This window comes from Alishewanella longhuensis, assembly GCF_014653435.1.
Taxonomy (GTDB): domain Bacteria; phylum Pseudomonadota; class Gammaproteobacteria; order Enterobacterales; family Alteromonadaceae; genus Alishewanella; species Alishewanella longhuensis.
This window is the reverse complement of record NZ_BNAO01000001.1, coordinates 735,113-750,071: the sequence shown is the minus strand read 5'-3', so window position 1 is coordinate 750,071 and position 14,959 is coordinate 735,113. Positions and strand designations below refer to the sequence as shown.

The window sequence follows — 14,959 nt, the reverse complement described above, 5'->3', positions numbered from 1 at the left end:
TGTCGCTAATTACACTGGCGGGCAGATTTACGTTTACTGGCGCGCAATAATAATATCACCGCCAGCAACAACACACTAAGCACGATAACCATGCCCAGCCACATCACCTGAATTTGTTTTGAATGGGCAATTTCAGCCAACTGCAGCGCTTTTAATTGATACTCCTGCTCCAGCAGGCTTTGCCTGGCTAGATCACGCTCGGCCTCAAAGGTCATGCGCGATTTGACTAAAGCTAACTCATTTTCTTTATCGCGAAATTGTTGAAAACCATGCACAAATGCTAATAGCTGCTGATATGCGCGCTGGTATTGACCTTGTTCAGCCAGCAGTTCTGCCTTTAGTAAGTGTAAAGCCAGTAGCATATTACCAGATTGGTTCTCTTCTAATTTCTTAAAATATTCTTCCGCTAATAACAGCTGCTGCATGGCCTGAGTACTTTGCTGCAGTTTTTGAAAAATGAGGGCTTTTTCGTAATGATGGCCAGCAAGATAATAGTCTGACTGAATCAAATCTAAATATTCTTCTGCCTTCTGCATATAATTTAAAGCAACCTGTGGTCGCTCCATTTCATTATTGGTAATGGCTAAACCACTGTAGGCATAATATAAATTCAGGACATCCTGCTCTTTTAATGCAGATTGCAGCATGAGTTCAAAACTCTGTAAGGCTTGTTCATAGTTTTGTAGATAGCTGTAGTTTCTTGCCAAATTATACAACACGGAAATACGATTTTTCTGCCAACCTAATTCAGCGTAAAGCGCTAATGCCCGCTCTAAAAACTCCTGAGCTTCTTGTTCAAAACTTAACGAGGAATACATTAAACCCAGTTGTGCGTTTACATCTGCCAGTAATTCGTTATCTTTTAATTCTTTCGCCATACTGTAGGCTTTTTTAAGGGTTTGTAATGCTTGTTGATCCCGATCTTGTAACGAATCTACTGCAGCAATATTGATCATGCCTCTGACTTGCAGCTTTTCATCAGCAAGCTCTGTCGCCAGCGTCATTCCCTGTTGATACCAACTGAGTGCTTCAGTTAATGCCAGTTGCATCTCGCGGGCATAACCAAGCTCAAACATCAGCTCTGCTTTGAGCGCCGTCGCCGCATCACCGAGTAAATCTATACCCTGTTGTGCGGCATTTTGCTGTTCCTGAAAGCGCCCTAAATAACTTAACACTGCAGCTTGTTGATTTAACCAATAAGCTTGTTGTTCTGGTGCTAAACTGGCAAATTCTGTTTCATGTGCCTCTAGAATGCCTAACATTTGTTCCGGAGCCTGATGTTTCTGTGCCGCCACCTGCACTAACCAGTCTGGCGCGTCTTTGGCCGCAGCGGCTGCCTGACAACAAAACCCAACGATCAGCAGCAATATTATTAGCACTTTCCCCACACGTCGCTCCTGTTTATTAAGCCCGGCTAACAAAGAAGCTTAGGCTATAATGGCTCTATCACCTTTGAGCTCCAACCAATCACGGCGATCAGTGGCACGTTTCTTCGCTAGCAACATATCCATTAATTCCATGGTCTGTGCGGTGTCATCAATGGTTAACTGCACCAAACGCCGGGTATTGGGATCCATGGTCGTTTCACGCAGTTGCAACGGGTTCATTTCACCTAGACCTTTGAAGCGCTGCACATTCACTTTGCCACGTTTTTTTTCTGCTTCTATTCGGTCGAGAATACCATTTTTTTCTTGTTCATCAAGGGCATAATATACATCTTTGCCAATATCAATCCGGTACAGTGGGGGCATGGCAACATAAACATGCCCTTGCTCAACTAAATGGCGGAAATGCCGCATAAAGAGCGCACAGAGTAAGGTCGCAATGTGTAAACCGTCTGAGTCAGCATCGGCCAGAATACAGACCTTACCGTAACGCAAAGTTGACAGATCAGCAGAGTCAGGATCAATACCGATAGCCACAGAAATATCATGCACTTCCTGTGAAGCAAGAATTTGTCCGGATTCCACTTCCCAGGTATTTAAGATTTTACCGCGAAGCGGCATCACCGCCTGAAACTCCCGATCGCGCGCTTGTTTAGCTGAGCCTCCTGCCGAGTCACCTTCTACTAAAAACAGTTCGGTGCGGGCTAAATCCTGGGCCGAACAATCGGCGAGTTTACCTGGTAGCGCTGGGCCAGAAGTGATTTTCTTGCGAATAACCTTTTTTGCCGCCTTTAAACGCTTTTGGGCATTGTTAATACAAAAATCGGCTAGGGCCAGCGCAATATCTGTTTGTTCATTTAGCCATAAACTAAAAGCATCTTTTACGATACCACTGACAAAGGCAGCAGATTGCCGTGATGATAAACGCTCTTTGGTTTGCCCGGCGAATTGCGGATCCTGCATTTTCAGTGATAACACATAAGCACAGCGATCCCAGATATCCTCTGGCGACAACTTAATGCCACGCGGCAATAGATTACGGAATTCACAAAAATCGCGCATAGCTTCTAATAAGCCTTGCCGCAAACCGTTTACATGAGTACCACCTTGTGCCGTGGGGATCAGGTTAACGTAGCTTTCGGTAACTAATTCGCCGCCTTCTGGCAACCAAAGCAGCGCCCATTCTACCGCTTCGGTCGTGGCTGAAAACTTGCCTACAAAAGGCTGCTCTGGTAAAGCAATTAATTGCTGTACGGCTTCGGCCAGATAATCACGAATACCTGCTTCATAACACCATTGGTATTGCTGCTGATTAACTTTGTCGTCAAATTTTACCGTTAAACCCGGGCATAACACAGCCTTGGCTTTTAACACATGCAATAAACGACTTACAGAGAACTTTGGGGAATCAAAATAGGACGGGGTTGGCCAAAACCTAACTCGGGTGCCGGTATTACGTTTACCGACAGTGCCGGTTACTGCCAGCTCTGATACTTTATTACCGTGCTCGAAGGCAATGTCATAAACCTGACCGTCGCGCCGAATACTCACATCCACCCGGCTTGACAGGGCATTGACTACTGAAATACCTACGCCATGCAAGCCGCCGGAGAATTGATAATTCTTATTGGAAAATTTACCGCCAGCATGCAAACGACACATGATGAGTTCAACACCTGACACACCCTCTTCCGGGTGAATATCCACCGGCATACCGCGACCATTATCAATCACTTCTATCGATTGATCGTCGTGTAAAATCACCTGTACTAGATCAGCATGGCCGGCTAGGGCTTCATCGACGCTGTTATCAATGACCTCTTGCGCCAGATGGTTTGGACGAGTGGTGTCGGTGTACATACCGGGGCGACGTTGTACAGGTTCAAGCCCGGTTAGAACTTCAATCGATTCGGCATTATAGAGTTGTTCTGTCATATGATGTTTTTTGCTTCCTGTTAAGCTTGCAAACAAAATTGGGCAATCTGCGGCAGATAGTGCTGATATCCTACAAAACTGTGGTCGCCACCTGTTACCAATTGCACGTTAGCACCCTGATAATATTGAACAGCATCCCGATAATCTAACACCTCATCACCGGTTTGCAAAAGCACAAAATATTGACTAGCGTTCTGAAGAGATTCTGGCATTAATGCCTTCAACAATGGCATATGTTCAGCACTAACCTGATAACGTTGCTGCAGCACAGGATGGTCGTACGAACCGAGATAATTTTTCAGTACCTTATGAGGTGCAACAGCCGGATTAATCAGACACGCCCGACACCCCAGCCTTTCAGCAAATACCGTAGCTAAAAAGCCACCTAATGAACTACCGATAATTGCCAGTGGTGGCTCTGCCAGCATAATCTCTAGCGTTGCCATGGCTTCATTAGGGGTATAGGGCAAATCTAATGCCCGAAATCTCACCTTAGGTATGGCTTGGAAATATTGCTCTGTCAGCACAGCCTTTTCTGAACGGCTTGAACTGGCAAAACCATGTAAATAAACAATTTCCTGCATTAAGCACTACCACAGTTTCTAAAGTAACAAGCAGCACATTCTACCTGAAAACGCATAACAGCGTTATTGATTCCCTAAGGCAAATCACTGGAATGCCGGGTAACGGCTACTTAATAGCAGAACATCGTACTGTCTGCCAATCGCCTGGCTGGTAACTTAACCTTTGTAACCGCATTGATACTTTGTCTAGTGTTGGATGGTTATGCCGCGTGACATCCGATAATTCAATACCAAACTGAGCATGCTGCTGCCCTTCGCCCGCCGCGATTTTCAATCGAAGAATACCCTGGCTTTGTTGCTGTCCGTATTTCAGCAGTACCTGATCGCCGGTGCAAAAATTCGGTTCGTAGCGCGCAGGAATATGAAAAATACCTAACGATGGCACGCTAAGCTCCGAGCTCTGTTTTAATGGCAGTACCGCCAGATGCGTGGCCAAACTGGGATGTTGTTTTTGACTTGCTTGCCAAAGCACATTGCGCTGATAAGCCTGATCTGGCAGCAATTCAACCGAATAACTGCGCCAGGGTACTGAAAATACTGGCTGCACCAGCCAAATAAAAGTGACGACACTGATTAAGGCTACACAGAGCACACCGAGCGCCGCGGCGCTAAACCAGTAGCGGTTAGTGTGTTTTTTATGCTGTTGCTTTGTTGTCATAGCGTTTCCTGTTACTGCAAACTCGTTACTTGCAAACAGCATGCACGACAATAACGAAACAAACGATAACAGCGCTGCGATGAAACTCGGAATTGCTTATAACTAAACTATAACCAAGCCAGATTTAAACATTAAACTACCGAATATCTGTTAAAACTTGATACACTTTAGTATCAAAATGCCCAATATGTCTTAATAACCACTTTGAGCCATCTGCCGAAACATCAAAGGTTTGTAGCATTTGTCGCCGATCCTGCTGCCATTGTTCCAACGCAGCATTCTCCAAATTAAAGCGAAACACCGTAGTATTTTTTAAGTCTGTTTCGGCCCAGAATAAATAGGTTCCTCGCAAATGCACGCTGCCCGGAAATGGTGGGGAATAGTTAATAGGTAATTCGGTCACGTGCTCGTCCTCCAGCAATACAAAGCGGGAATCTGGGTGCACTGCCAGATAACTTTTATCCTGATAAGGGATCACTATTTGATATCCTTGGTACAAGAGTTGGCTAAGACCTGTATCAACGTGGTACAGCCAACTCTGGTATTCACTATTTTGTCGTGACGTCATAACGATCTGCTGGCCGTCATGGCTAAAACGCGCCGACAACCAATTATTCCCCACCACATTCAACGGCGTTAGTTGATGTTGTTTCAGATCGAACAGCGTTGGTTTGCCATTAAGCAGCAGCAATAAACTCTCGCCATTTGGGTGTTGCTGCTGAAAACTCACATTACTGTCTTGTATTTCAAACAAAAGTTGCTGCTCGCCGTTCGCCTGGCGTGAGAGTAAGCTGCGTTTATCCCCTTCCAGGTTCAGTAAAAAGAACTCTTGAGGCACCTGGCTAAAAAATACCGCTCGGGTTTGTACTTCTGTATGAATATAACTGCGCCCGGATAGCACCCCCACCTCACCTTGTTGGTGAATCATACGGCTAACATCGCCCTCATGCCGAAATTGCAACCACTGCCCATCTCGCAGTGGTACTAGCATGCGGGTTAGCCCGCGGGTAAGTGCATTACCAGTTTGATAGTTTTGTTGCAGCAGAATGCTTTTTCGGGTTTGCAGATTAAAGGTTTTTATTGCCTCCTCATCCACAATCAGCAACTCTTGCTCGGTAAGCCAATGCAAATCAAAGATACGCTCTTTATGTAAAAACTGCTGCAAGATCCTACCGTTAGACATATCCTGAATAATCAAAGAGCTACTTTGCCCTAGGGGGGAGCGCTGGAAAGCCAGCCGCTGTGAATCGATTTCCGGTGCAAAGGTACTATCGTACACCCCTGCGGTAACTGAGCTGGTAAGCGGCGTTAATGATCCTGTTGGCAAGTGTAAGCGCTGAATATTGAGTTGCTCTGCATCGCCGAGGTTAAGCAGCAAAGATTCATTATCTGGGTGCACCCAAATTTTGAACATAGAAGCATAATCATCAAGTAACACTTTCCCTTCGGCCGTGAACTGCCCCTGTTCACTAATCGGCCTTTGGACAAGCTGATACACCCCATTATAAAAATTATGATAAAACAGATGTTTACCGTCGGCAGCATAGGCAACATACATGATCTGATTATCACCAGTAGTCAGCTGTCTTAGCTCCTGCGTGGCTAAGTTGTACCAATATAATTCCTGGCCATGGTGATTAACGGCATTTGAACTAAACACCAAAAAGCGCTTATCTGGACTAATTGCCATGCTAAGCTTTTCACCGACAATAAGTGGTAAGGCCGTTTGCATCTTCCAGTCAGGACCTTTGCCGATAAAAGCTACCAACAGGGACGAAACTAGTACTAACACAGCAACTGACAGGAGGGTGACAGATGCAAACTTAAACCTGGTAAGGCTAGCAGAGCGGGATACTTTTGCTCCAGCCGCCATTGCAGAGCTAACCGTTGCAACAGATGCCTCCTCAGCACCAGGCATCGATGTGAATTCTGTCTGACTAGCCAATGATCGGGGTTGCAAACTCACTGATGGTACAAAGTTAACCTCTTGCGTTACTGACTCGGAGGGTATTAACCAGCGATACCCCCGTTTAGCCGCAGATTGAATATAGCGAGGCGAATCCCCTTGATCATTTAAAGCGGCCCTAAGCTTACTGATCGTGCGCCGCACCGCAGTATCACTTACCACCCGTCCTTGCCAGACTTCTTTATGCAGTTCCTCTAAACTGACAAAGCGCTGCTGATGTGCTAACAAATAGCAGAGCACTTCATATACTTTCGGCTCCAACGGAATCCGTTGCTCTGCATATTCCAGCTGTTGATTAAGTGGGCAAAGTATGTAATCCCCCAGCTTTAGCTGGCTTGACGGTATCATTCAGCGTTTCCTAGTTACTTAGTACTAAGTGATGTTAGCATGTATATCGCAGTAAATTCACGTATAAATCATCTATGTAATGACATCGTAAAAACCTTAGATAGCATTTATCTAAGCACTAGTAGCGTGGTAACCGTGGCGGGCGCATAAATTCAGCCAATCTTTTAATAACAAATTAATTTGGCGTTTTTCATCAGGTTGCGACATGGTTTGATTGGGGTAAGGATAAACTGCGACAAAGTGCCACTGCTGCTGTGCCCTAACCACCTCAGCCAAGCGGGCATCATGATATAATTGCACATCAAAACTCGGCTGAAAAAAACCATGCCAACCACCACTAAGTTCGATCTGGATGCGGGTAGTGAAAGGGGCAACTGCCAATATCGTCAAACAGTACTCATCCCGCTCGGTAAAACGAATAAACACCCGCTCGCCAACGACTGATTTTTGCGGCAGTAGCCGATACAAAGCAGCGTAATTGCGCTCACATAAGCTTAAAAAGTCGGGTAACTTTGGCACATAGTTGGCCTTACGCAACGTCTTGTCCCCACTGCTGCTGTACTTGTGGCAAATTCAAGGCTAGCCATTGCAACGCAATCACAGTAGCAGCATTGTCTATCTGCTGTGATGCCAAGAGTTGCATCGCCGTTGTCCGAGCTATTACGTGCATTTTAATATCCTCGTGTTCACTGTCTAAGCCAAAAAGACCACTCTTTACAGGCATTGTTAACCGGCCTAAAAACAAGCTGATTTTTTCGGTACTCCCCCCTGGACTGGAGAAATAACTGAGCATTGGCCAAAGTTCGGTTAATTGTAAACCAGCCTCCTCTTCAGCTTCACGAATAGCCGTTTCTTCGGCGCTTTGCCCTGGGTCGATCATGCCGGCGATAGCCTCTAACAACCAGGGACTTTGGCTTTGTCCCACGGCCCCAACTCGAAATTGCTCTACCAATACCACCTCGTCTGTTAGGGCATTATAAGGTAACACAACCACCGCCTGACCTCGTTCAAAGATCTCACGGATCATTGGCTGGCTCCAGCCCCCAGCGAAGAGCTTATGTTTAAGCTGCCAGCGTTCAATTCGAAAGAAACCCTGAAAAACCGTGCTTTTATCGATTATCTCCAGATCTGTAGCCTGAAAAGATGGATACTGCTCTACCTTGAATTGCGACATTAGCGCCCTCACATTTTGTTACACTCTTCGGGGTAACTTTACGGTTTAATCGTTACCTAGTTTACTTTAACAGGTTATCATTTAGGCACTTTCCTTATAAAGCCAGGATCTATTAGCATGAAAAAAACCTTACTAAGCACCTTAGTGCTGTCATCCCTGAGTTTGTTCAGCTTAAATTTGTACGCTGAAGATCTGCAAACTGTTTATCAATTGGCGACGCAAAAAGACCCCGTGGTACAGCGTGCCGCCGCCAACCGTGATGCTGCCAGTGCCCGCATCGATGTTTCAAAAGCGAACTTGCTGCCTAGTATTTCTTTTGGCGCTGATGTAACCCGAGCGAACCGCGATAATTTACGCTTTAGCGGCACTAACACTGTAGGTGCTGGCCTGCAAGCTAAACAATCTGTTTTTAGCTGGAGTAACTGGCAAAGTTTATCGCGCGCTGAAAAAGTCGCCTTACAAAGCCAGACCATATACGATGTGGAAGTCCAATCTTTAATCTTACGTGTGACAACAGCCTATTTTAATGTGTTAAAAGCCAGCGATAATTTGACCTTCGTCGCCGCTGAAAAACGTTCTGTTGAACGGCAATTAGAACAAACCAAACAGCGTTTTGCCGTAGGCTTAACCGCTATTACTGACGTACATGAAGCACAGGCCCAGTATGATAGCGTAGTTGCCCGTGAAATTAGCAGCGAAAACGAACTGGAAAACGCCCGTGAAGCCTTACGGGAAATTACCGGTCAATATCATGCGCAAGTCGCTCAGCTAAATACCGACAAATTCTCTGCTTCGCGTCCCTCCCCAGCCGTTGTTACTGATTGGGTTGGTATTGCCGAGCAAAATAACTTAACTCTAAAAGCACAGCGTATTGCTTTAGATGTGTCAGCACTGGATATTGATTTAGCTAAAGCGGGTCACTTACCAACCTTAGATGCCACGGCTAGCCTGGGTGTATCTAAATCATCTGGCGTTGAGCGTGCAGATAGCAGCTCTATCGGTTTAAGCTTATCAGTACCTATTTACAACGGCGGTGGTATTGAAGCGGGGGTTCGCGTGGCGCAAGCTAACTATGTTGAAGTCAGTCAGGCGCTTGAACAGAGTTACCGCTCAGTGGTAAGACAAATTCGCAGCTCCTTTAATAATGTTAACTCACAAATGTCACAAATCCGGGCATTAGAGCAAGCCGTTATTTCAGCGCAAAGTGCGCTGCAAGCTACCGAAGCCGGTTTTGAGGTAGGCACCCGCACTATCGTCGATGTGCTGTTAAGTACCCGTAATTTGTTTGATGCCCAACGTAACCTCTCAGGCGCTCGCTATGATTACATCTTAGCGCAGTTACAGCTAAAACAAGCGGCAGGAAATTTATCAGATGCCGACTTGTTAGCAATAAACAACGCACTGACTAATTAATCTTTAAAGAGGTATACCGCCATGGCGGTATACCTCCCGCAACAATACCTCTTACCAGTTACCGCTTTCCTAGCGCGTTTTTTTCGTTACAATACCCTCAGTTTTTTCTAATCGGTTTAATATAGTGGTTAATTCTCCGAAGTTTAGCTGGCGTTTTTTATTACCCCAATACTGGTTATTATGGCTCGGTGTAGCGGTAATGTACCTGGTAAGTTGGTTACCTTATCGCGTGTTAATGTGGCTGGGTAGTCAATTAGGCAAACTACTCTTCAGGATGATGAAGTCGCGTCAGAAGGTAGCCAGGCGGAATCTGCAATTATGTTTCCCGGAAAAAAGTGATAAAGAACGTGAAAACCTGCTCTGGCAAAACGCAGAAGAAAGCGGTAAGGCCATGTTTGAAACCGTGATAGCCTGGTGGTGGCCTAATTGGCGCGTAAGGCGGTTAGCGCATTTTAAAGGCTACGAACATTTGCAACAGGCGATTGCCGAAGGTAAAGGTGTTTTACTGCTGGCAGCGCACTTTTTACATTTAGAGGCAGCTGGGCGAGTATTTGGTTTAACCCATCCAAGCATTGGTTTTTATCGGCCAAATAACAACCCTTTGCTTGATTACTTACAGTACCATGGCCGCAGCCGCAGCAATAAATATATGATTGGCAAAAGGGATGTAAAAGGGCTGATTCAAGCACTTAACCAGCAAGAAGTTTGCTTTTATCTGCCGGATCAAGATTATGGTAGAAATCGTGCCGAGTTTGTGCCCTTCTTTGCGGTAAATGAGACGGCAACGACAACAGGTACCTTGTTATTTGCCAAAGCGGCTAACTGTGTTGTGATCCCAATTTACTCATCGCGCTTACCTAATTATCAAGGATATCAGGTTGAAATTCTGCCACCCTTTGCTGAATTTCCAAGTGGCGATGATAAAGCCGATGTAACAAGAGTAAATCAATGGGTTGAACAGGCAGTGTTAAAACATCCGGAACAATATATGTGGTTACATCGACGCTTTAAAACGCGTCCGGATCCAGAAGCTCCGTCACTTTATTAACTTTTAATCAGAGCTGGACTATGAAGATTATTTTAAAATTATTGTTATTAATCATCGTGGTTGGAGTAATTTACCTACTGATTATTAAACCGGAAATATTAATTAACCCGGAAAAACCCAATGCGGCGGCAGACGGCTTTAGCCGGTTTTATCAGAATTTTCGCAATAGCCTGCAACAAGATAACAAAAGCGACTTTGTTATCAATCAACGGGATAGCAGTGAAGAATTAATCATTCAGCTGCGGCGGCGTGAACAACAAGTTATCCCTGCCAATATCAATTGGCGTGGGGCAGTAACGCGCCGTCGCTTTCAAGCTGGCGTCACCGTAAAAGACAGTTTAGAAAGTTACGCCCAGCAAGAGCAAATGGTCTTGTTTTGGACACTACCTCGTGACTATGTTATCAAGCAATTTTTTGAAACCAATGGCAGCCTGCTAGATACCTTACAACAAATGGCAGTGAGCATAGGCCCGGATTTTACCAAACCCGTTTACGGCTATTTTTGTCCAAAATCTCGAGCACTGGTGATTACTGATTTAGATGATCCTTTTTTAAAACAACACTGTTTTGCCACTGGCCCCAATACACAACAGCGTGGTTAATACTCCTTGTTTAACTATCAAACCAAAGGCGCCACGCTGTCAGAATCTGTTCTTGAAGATGTGCCAAGCGAGCATCAATCGCAATGCTGGCTGGTACCAAGGTTTGGCGGTGACCGATTCCCCGCAAAACCTGATAAGCCTCAGCAAGACTGTTAGCCTGCCTAGCCGTTAGCAAGCCACAGGCCGTTGCAGCTTCTAAAATCCGAATATTATCAGTAAAGCGATAGAGCTCTGGGTGTTCGCGACCATAAGCGAGCACCAGGTACTGGCTTAAAAACTCCAAATCGACAATGCCTCCTGCACTGTGTTTAACATCTTCGCTGGTAGCACCATGATGCTGCCGTAACTTCTCACGCATTTGTTTCACCTCAGCTTTTAATTGCTGAGCGTCGCGAGGTAAGGTTAAGATTTGTTGGCGTATTTCGACAAATCTGGCGAGCAAAGGCGCCGAGCCGACAATCATTCTAGCTCTTACCAAGGCCTGATGTTCCCAGGTCCAGGCTTCTTGTGCTAAATACTGCTGATAGGTTTCAATATGAATCGCTAATAAACCAGAGTTACCCGAAGGTCTTAAACGGGTATCAATCTCATATAAAACGCCACTATTGGTTTTTGTGGTGCTGAGGTGCAAAATACGCTGTACTAATTTAAGGTAGAATTGTAAGGAGTCGATACTCCGCTCTCCTGAGGTTGCGGCCTGACTTTGACACTGGTGCACAAACACCAGGTCCAAATCGGAACCATAACCGAGCTCTAGGCCTCCTAACTTACCATAACCGATAACGGCAAAGCCTTTATCTTCATCGGTAGCACCTGCGGGCAAACCGTAACGGGCGGTAATTTGTTGCCACGCCAGGTTAACCAATTGCTCAACTATGACTTCCGCTAACCAGGTAAGATGGTCGCTGACTTTCATCAGTGGTAACACCCCACTAATATCAGCTGCCGCAATCCGTAATTGCTGTGCCTGTTTAAACTGCCGTAAAGTTTCCATCAGTAGCTCTAAGTCATCTTCTGGCACGCGCAGTAAATACAAACGTAGGCGATCTCGATAATCATCAATAGTGGCGACCTGATATAACTGTGCAGGATCGATCAGCTCGTCAAGCAACATCGGGTAGCGAGCCAGTTGCTCTGCCAGCCAGCCACTTTGTGAGCATAACAGCACTAATTGTTGTAATGCTGGCGGGTTTTCAAACAGTAACTCCAGATAAGCAGTGCGGGTAACAATTTGCTTAAAGACCCCGAGGATCCGCATTAACACCGTGGCCGAAGCTTGTTGCAGCTGTAAATAATGTAACAATTGCGGTACAAGTTTAGCCAGGTATTCCCGTCCACGTGGCCCCACAGAACGACGCTGACAATCCTGCTTAAACTGAATCAATTGGTTAAGTAATTCCTGTGCTTCCTCTAGCGGTAACCATTCTATATGCTCGGCTAATTCGATAACGGGCAGCTCACTGTCCCAAAGTAATTTACCTAAACTCAGTTCCTGTGGCTCAATATGCTCCTCAGGCTCAATCACTAGCTTAAATTGCTGATGAATGCGCTGCATCGCCTGCTCAATCTCGGTAAGCAAGGCCAGCCAGTTTTCCCGACCAAGGCTGGCTAACAATTGCTGTTGTCCCTGCTCATCCGCCGGTAAGGTTTGAGTCTGCTTATCATCGACGCCTTGCAGTGCCTGCTCTACTTGTCGCAACCATAGATAATCTTGCTGTAGCTGCTCAACTTGTGTTTCGCTTAGCAGTTCTTGCGTAACCAATTCAGGCAACGCTTTTAAAATAGCAGGCTGTTGTAGCTGTGGGATACGGCCGCCACGTATTAATTGCAAGGTTTGCACAATAAATTCGACTTCACGAATCCCCCCGGCACCCAGCTTAATATTGTCGCGCCGGTTACGACGACGGTTTTCTTGCTCAATTAACTGCTTCATACGCCGCAATGATTCAATAGCAGAGAAATCAATATAACGACGGTAAATAAAGGGCTTTAGCAATGCCTGCAACTCTGAAGTATGTCTTGGCTCGGGATTCAGCACCCGGGCTTTTAGCATGGCATAGCGCTCCCATTCACGTCCTTGCTCCTGATAATAATCTTCAAAAGCAGCAAAACTCAGCACTAAGGGGCCACTTTCGCCAAAGGGTCTAAGCCGCATATCTACCCGATAACAAAAACCGTCAGCGGTAACCTGATGCAAAGCGGCGATAAGCTTCTGACCGACTTTGGTAAAAAATTGCTGATGCTCAACTGTTTTGCGCCCCCCCACAGTTTCACCATTCGCGGGGTAGGTAAAAATCAGATCGATATCGGATGAAAAGTTGAGCTCTCCCCCACCCAATTTGCCCATACCCAAAATAAGCAGCGGCATTGGCTCGCCGCTGGTATCCAATGGTGTACCATTGACGGCAGCTTGCTGTTGATAAGCCCAATGATAGGCGCTATTAATCAGTATTTCGGCAAGCTCGGAGACCGCGGCCAAACTTTGCGTAATACTTTGCAAGCCAAGAATGTCCGCCGCTAGAATTTGCGCTAAACTCGCATTACGGTAACGCCTTAACATGGAGAAGGCCTGCGTTTCCGCAGGGATTGGGGTAGCTGGCAAAGGCGGGGCAAAACCGTTAGCTAATTGCTGCTGCAATAACTGGCTTTGACAAAAAATGGGCAATAGCTCAGGTTGCTGCTGTAAAGTACGCCCAATAAAACTGCTAGCTTTGAGCAAACGGCTAAGCTGTTGTTGCTCCGAGACGGATAATCCCTCGGCCAGGCTAGTATATTGAGCCTGCCAATAAGCAGCGTTCGCTGAGTATGCGATCATAAGACTTCCTTTAAGCGGTTTTAAGCAACAGTTTGGAAAGTTTTAACAACAACAAATGGTACGCCTGGCTGTTAAAAAGCAGCCCCGCATCTTCTGCTAAGCGACGAGCTAAAGCCCTGGCGTCACTCGCTAACAATTGCTGACCTTCATCAGTTAACGCATTAGCTAAAGCCTGAAGTTCAAGCTCAGCAGCAGTAAGTAACTCAGGTGCAAGTTGCTGTAAATAGCAGTTCTCTAGCTGTTGCAACCGCTGCAAATGAGTGAGAACATTGCCTGTCATCGTCGCCAAAGGCGAGGGCCAGGGTGTCGTTTTTTGCTGATACAGCTGATAACCTCTGGCCGCTTTACTTAACCAACCAGTGCGCATCGGCACTGCATGCAATAAGAAGCTTGCCAGCTCAAACAGCTCATCTGGCTGCCCGGTCAGCAGCTCGATTTCTAGTTCAGAAATGGCCTGACGGCGCTCCTGCGCACGCACCTCACCGTTATCATATACCACTTCAACTTCGGCTTTTGGCAACTTGAGCTGCCAGCTTTGCCGCTGAAAATCCGTGCGAAATAGCTCAGTTAATTGCTGTTGCAACTCGGCAATATCAGTTGCCGCTGGCCAAATTTCTGCAGGAAAATCCGCCAATACCGGTACAACGCCGATACAAGGCACATTATATTCCGGGCGAATCTGCAGCGCACCATGTTGCTGCCCAGCCAGTTTAATGGTTTGTTCAAAGCGGCCATTTTTTTGCCGGGTACGCAGCCCCATATCATGGCGCCGAAACCAGTTATCGGGCGTATCAAAATACGCATTAAATAATTGCTGTGTCGTACCCGTCGCTGGTTTAGCATAAACCTGCAGTAATTCAGGCAACAGCGCAGCGTCACTTGCCCCTATTAAATACTTTAATTCCAGCTCTATGCTCATCTCGTTTTCCTTCGGCTTGAGATACTTGGGTATATTAGCCCTTGTCAATTGCTACACAACTCCCTATCATCGCCGATAAAGCTTTAGAGCGTGTTTTCAAATTAACTCTCAG

12 protein-coding genes are annotated in these 14,959 nt (G+C 46.0%); 3 read left to right on the top strand and 9 right to left on the bottom strand.

Going from position 1 to position 14,959, the window contains the following annotated elements; translation table 11 throughout:
• Positions 1-5: 5 nt before the first annotated feature.
• The 7 genes from IE163_RS03165 to IE163_RS03135 all read right to left on the bottom strand — a co-directional run bounded on the left by IE163_RS03165 (position 6) and on the right by IE163_RS03135 (position 8,050).
• Entirely contained in the window at positions 6-1,388 is a 1,383-nt protein-coding gene (locus IE163_RS03165; RefSeq protein ID WP_229833408.1) for a tetratricopeptide repeat protein, read from the bottom strand.
• Between the two features lie 39 nt (positions 1,389-1,427).
• Positions 1,428-3,320, bottom strand: a complete 1,893-nt coding sequence (gene parE / locus IE163_RS03160; protein WP_189430080.1) for a DNA topoisomerase IV subunit B — start codon at positions 3,318-3,320, stop codon at positions 1,428-1,430.
• A gap of 20 nt (positions 3,321-3,340) precedes the next feature.
• Positions 3,341-3,904: a YqiA/YcfP family alpha/beta fold hydrolase gene (locus IE163_RS03155; RefSeq protein WP_189430078.1), complete on the bottom strand. Its 564-nt coding sequence runs from the start codon at positions 3,902-3,904 to the stop codon at positions 3,341-3,343.
• Between the two features lie 106 nt (positions 3,905-4,010).
• On the bottom strand, positions 4,011-4,562 hold the full coding sequence (locus IE163_RS03150; protein WP_189430076.1) for a hypothetical protein: 552 nt from the start codon (positions 4,560-4,562) through the stop codon (positions 4,011-4,013).
• A gap of 136 nt (positions 4,563-4,698) precedes the next feature.
• Positions 4,699-6,876 carry a winged helix-turn-helix domain-containing protein gene (locus IE163_RS03145; protein ID WP_189430074.1) on the bottom strand — a complete coding sequence of 726 codons (2,178 nt, stop codon included), beginning with the start codon at positions 6,874-6,876 and terminating at the stop codon, positions 4,699-4,701.
• Positions 6,877-6,987: 111 nt separating this feature from the next.
• Positions 6,988-7,413, bottom strand: coding sequence for a DUF1249 domain-containing protein (locus IE163_RS03140; protein ID WP_189430072.1), 426 nt, complete (start codon positions 7,411-7,413; stop codon positions 6,988-6,990).
• Positions 7,406-8,050: an NUDIX domain-containing protein gene (locus tag IE163_RS03135; protein WP_189430070.1), complete on the bottom strand. Its 645-nt coding sequence runs from the start codon at positions 8,048-8,050 to the stop codon at positions 7,406-7,408. The genes IE163_RS03140 and IE163_RS03135 overlap by 8 nt, the downstream gene beginning before the upstream one ends.
• A 117-nt stretch (positions 8,051-8,167) precedes the next feature.
• Here IE163_RS03135 and tolC point away from each other — a divergent pair, with 117 nt between their 5' ends.
• The 3 genes from tolC (at position 8,168) to IE163_RS03120 (ending at position 11,113) form a co-directional block, all read left to right on the top strand.
• Complete coding sequence (tolC, locus tag IE163_RS03130; protein ID WP_189430068.1) at positions 8,168-9,463, top strand: outer membrane channel protein TolC; 1,296 nt, start codon at positions 8,168-8,170, stop codon at positions 9,461-9,463.
• A 124-nt stretch (positions 9,464-9,587) separates the two neighbouring features.
• Complete coding sequence (gene lpxL, locus IE163_RS03125) at positions 9,588-10,511, top strand: LpxL/LpxP family Kdo(2)-lipid IV(A) lauroyl/palmitoleoyl acyltransferase (RefSeq protein WP_189430067.1); 924 nt, start codon at positions 9,588-9,590, stop codon at positions 10,509-10,511.
• Between the two features lie 20 nt (positions 10,512-10,531).
• Positions 10,532-11,113, top strand: coding sequence for a TcpQ domain-containing protein (locus tag IE163_RS03120; protein ID WP_189430065.1), 582 nt, complete (start codon positions 10,532-10,534; stop codon positions 11,111-11,113).
• A gap of 10 nt (positions 11,114-11,123) precedes the next feature.
• On the opposite strand, the gene glnE is transcribed toward IE163_RS03120, so the two are convergent.
• Together glnE and IE163_RS03110 are read right to left on the bottom strand one after the other, a co-directional pair.
• Positions 11,124-13,928 carry a bifunctional [glutamate--ammonia ligase]-adenylyl-L-tyrosine phosphorylase/[glutamate--ammonia-ligase] adenylyltransferase gene (glnE, locus tag IE163_RS03115; protein WP_189430063.1) on the bottom strand — a complete coding sequence of 935 codons (2,805 nt, stop codon included), beginning with the start codon at positions 13,926-13,928 and terminating at the stop codon, positions 11,124-11,126.
• Between the two features lie 10 nt (positions 13,929-13,938).
• Positions 13,939-14,847 carry a CYTH domain-containing protein gene (locus tag IE163_RS03110; protein ID WP_189430061.1) on the bottom strand — a complete coding sequence of 303 codons (909 nt, stop codon included), beginning with the start codon at positions 14,845-14,847 and terminating at the stop codon, positions 13,939-13,941.
• Between the last annotated feature and the right edge of the window lie 112 nt (positions 14,848-14,959).

What these genes read in the sequence shown, in the direction of transcription:
- parE (WP_189430080.1), bottom strand. Translation starts at nt 3,320, where the DNA reads ATGACAGAACAACTCTATAATGCCGAATCGATTGAAGTTCTAACCGGG.
- IE163_RS03155 (WP_189430078.1), bottom strand. Translation starts at nt 3,904, where the DNA reads ATGCAGGAAATTGTTTATTTACATGGTTTTGCCAGTTCAAGCCGTTCA.
- IE163_RS03150 (WP_189430076.1), bottom strand. Translation starts at nt 4,562, where the DNA reads ATGACAACAAAGCAACAGCATAAAAAACACACTAACCGCTACTGGTTT.
- IE163_RS03145 (WP_189430074.1), bottom strand. Translation starts at nt 6,876, where the DNA reads ATGATACCGTCAAGCCAGCTAAAGCTGGGGGATTACATACTTTGCCCA.
- IE163_RS03135 (WP_189430070.1), bottom strand. Translation starts at nt 8,050, where the DNA reads ATGTCGCAATTCAAGGTAGAGCAGTATCCATCTTTTCAGGCTACAGAT.
- tolC (WP_189430068.1), top strand. Translation starts at nt 8,168, where the DNA reads ATGAAAAAAACCTTACTAAGCACCTTAGTGCTGTCATCCCTGAGTTTG.
- IE163_RS03120 (WP_189430065.1), top strand. Translation starts at nt 10,532, where the DNA reads ATGAAGATTATTTTAAAATTATTGTTATTAATCATCGTGGTTGGAGTA.
- glnE (WP_189430063.1), bottom strand. Translation starts at nt 13,928, where the DNA reads ATGATCGCATACTCAGCGAACGCTGCTTATTGGCAGGCTCAATATACT.
- IE163_RS03110 (WP_189430061.1), bottom strand. Translation starts at nt 14,847, where the DNA reads ATGAGCATAGAGCTGGAATTAAAGTATTTAATAGGGGCAAGTGACGCT.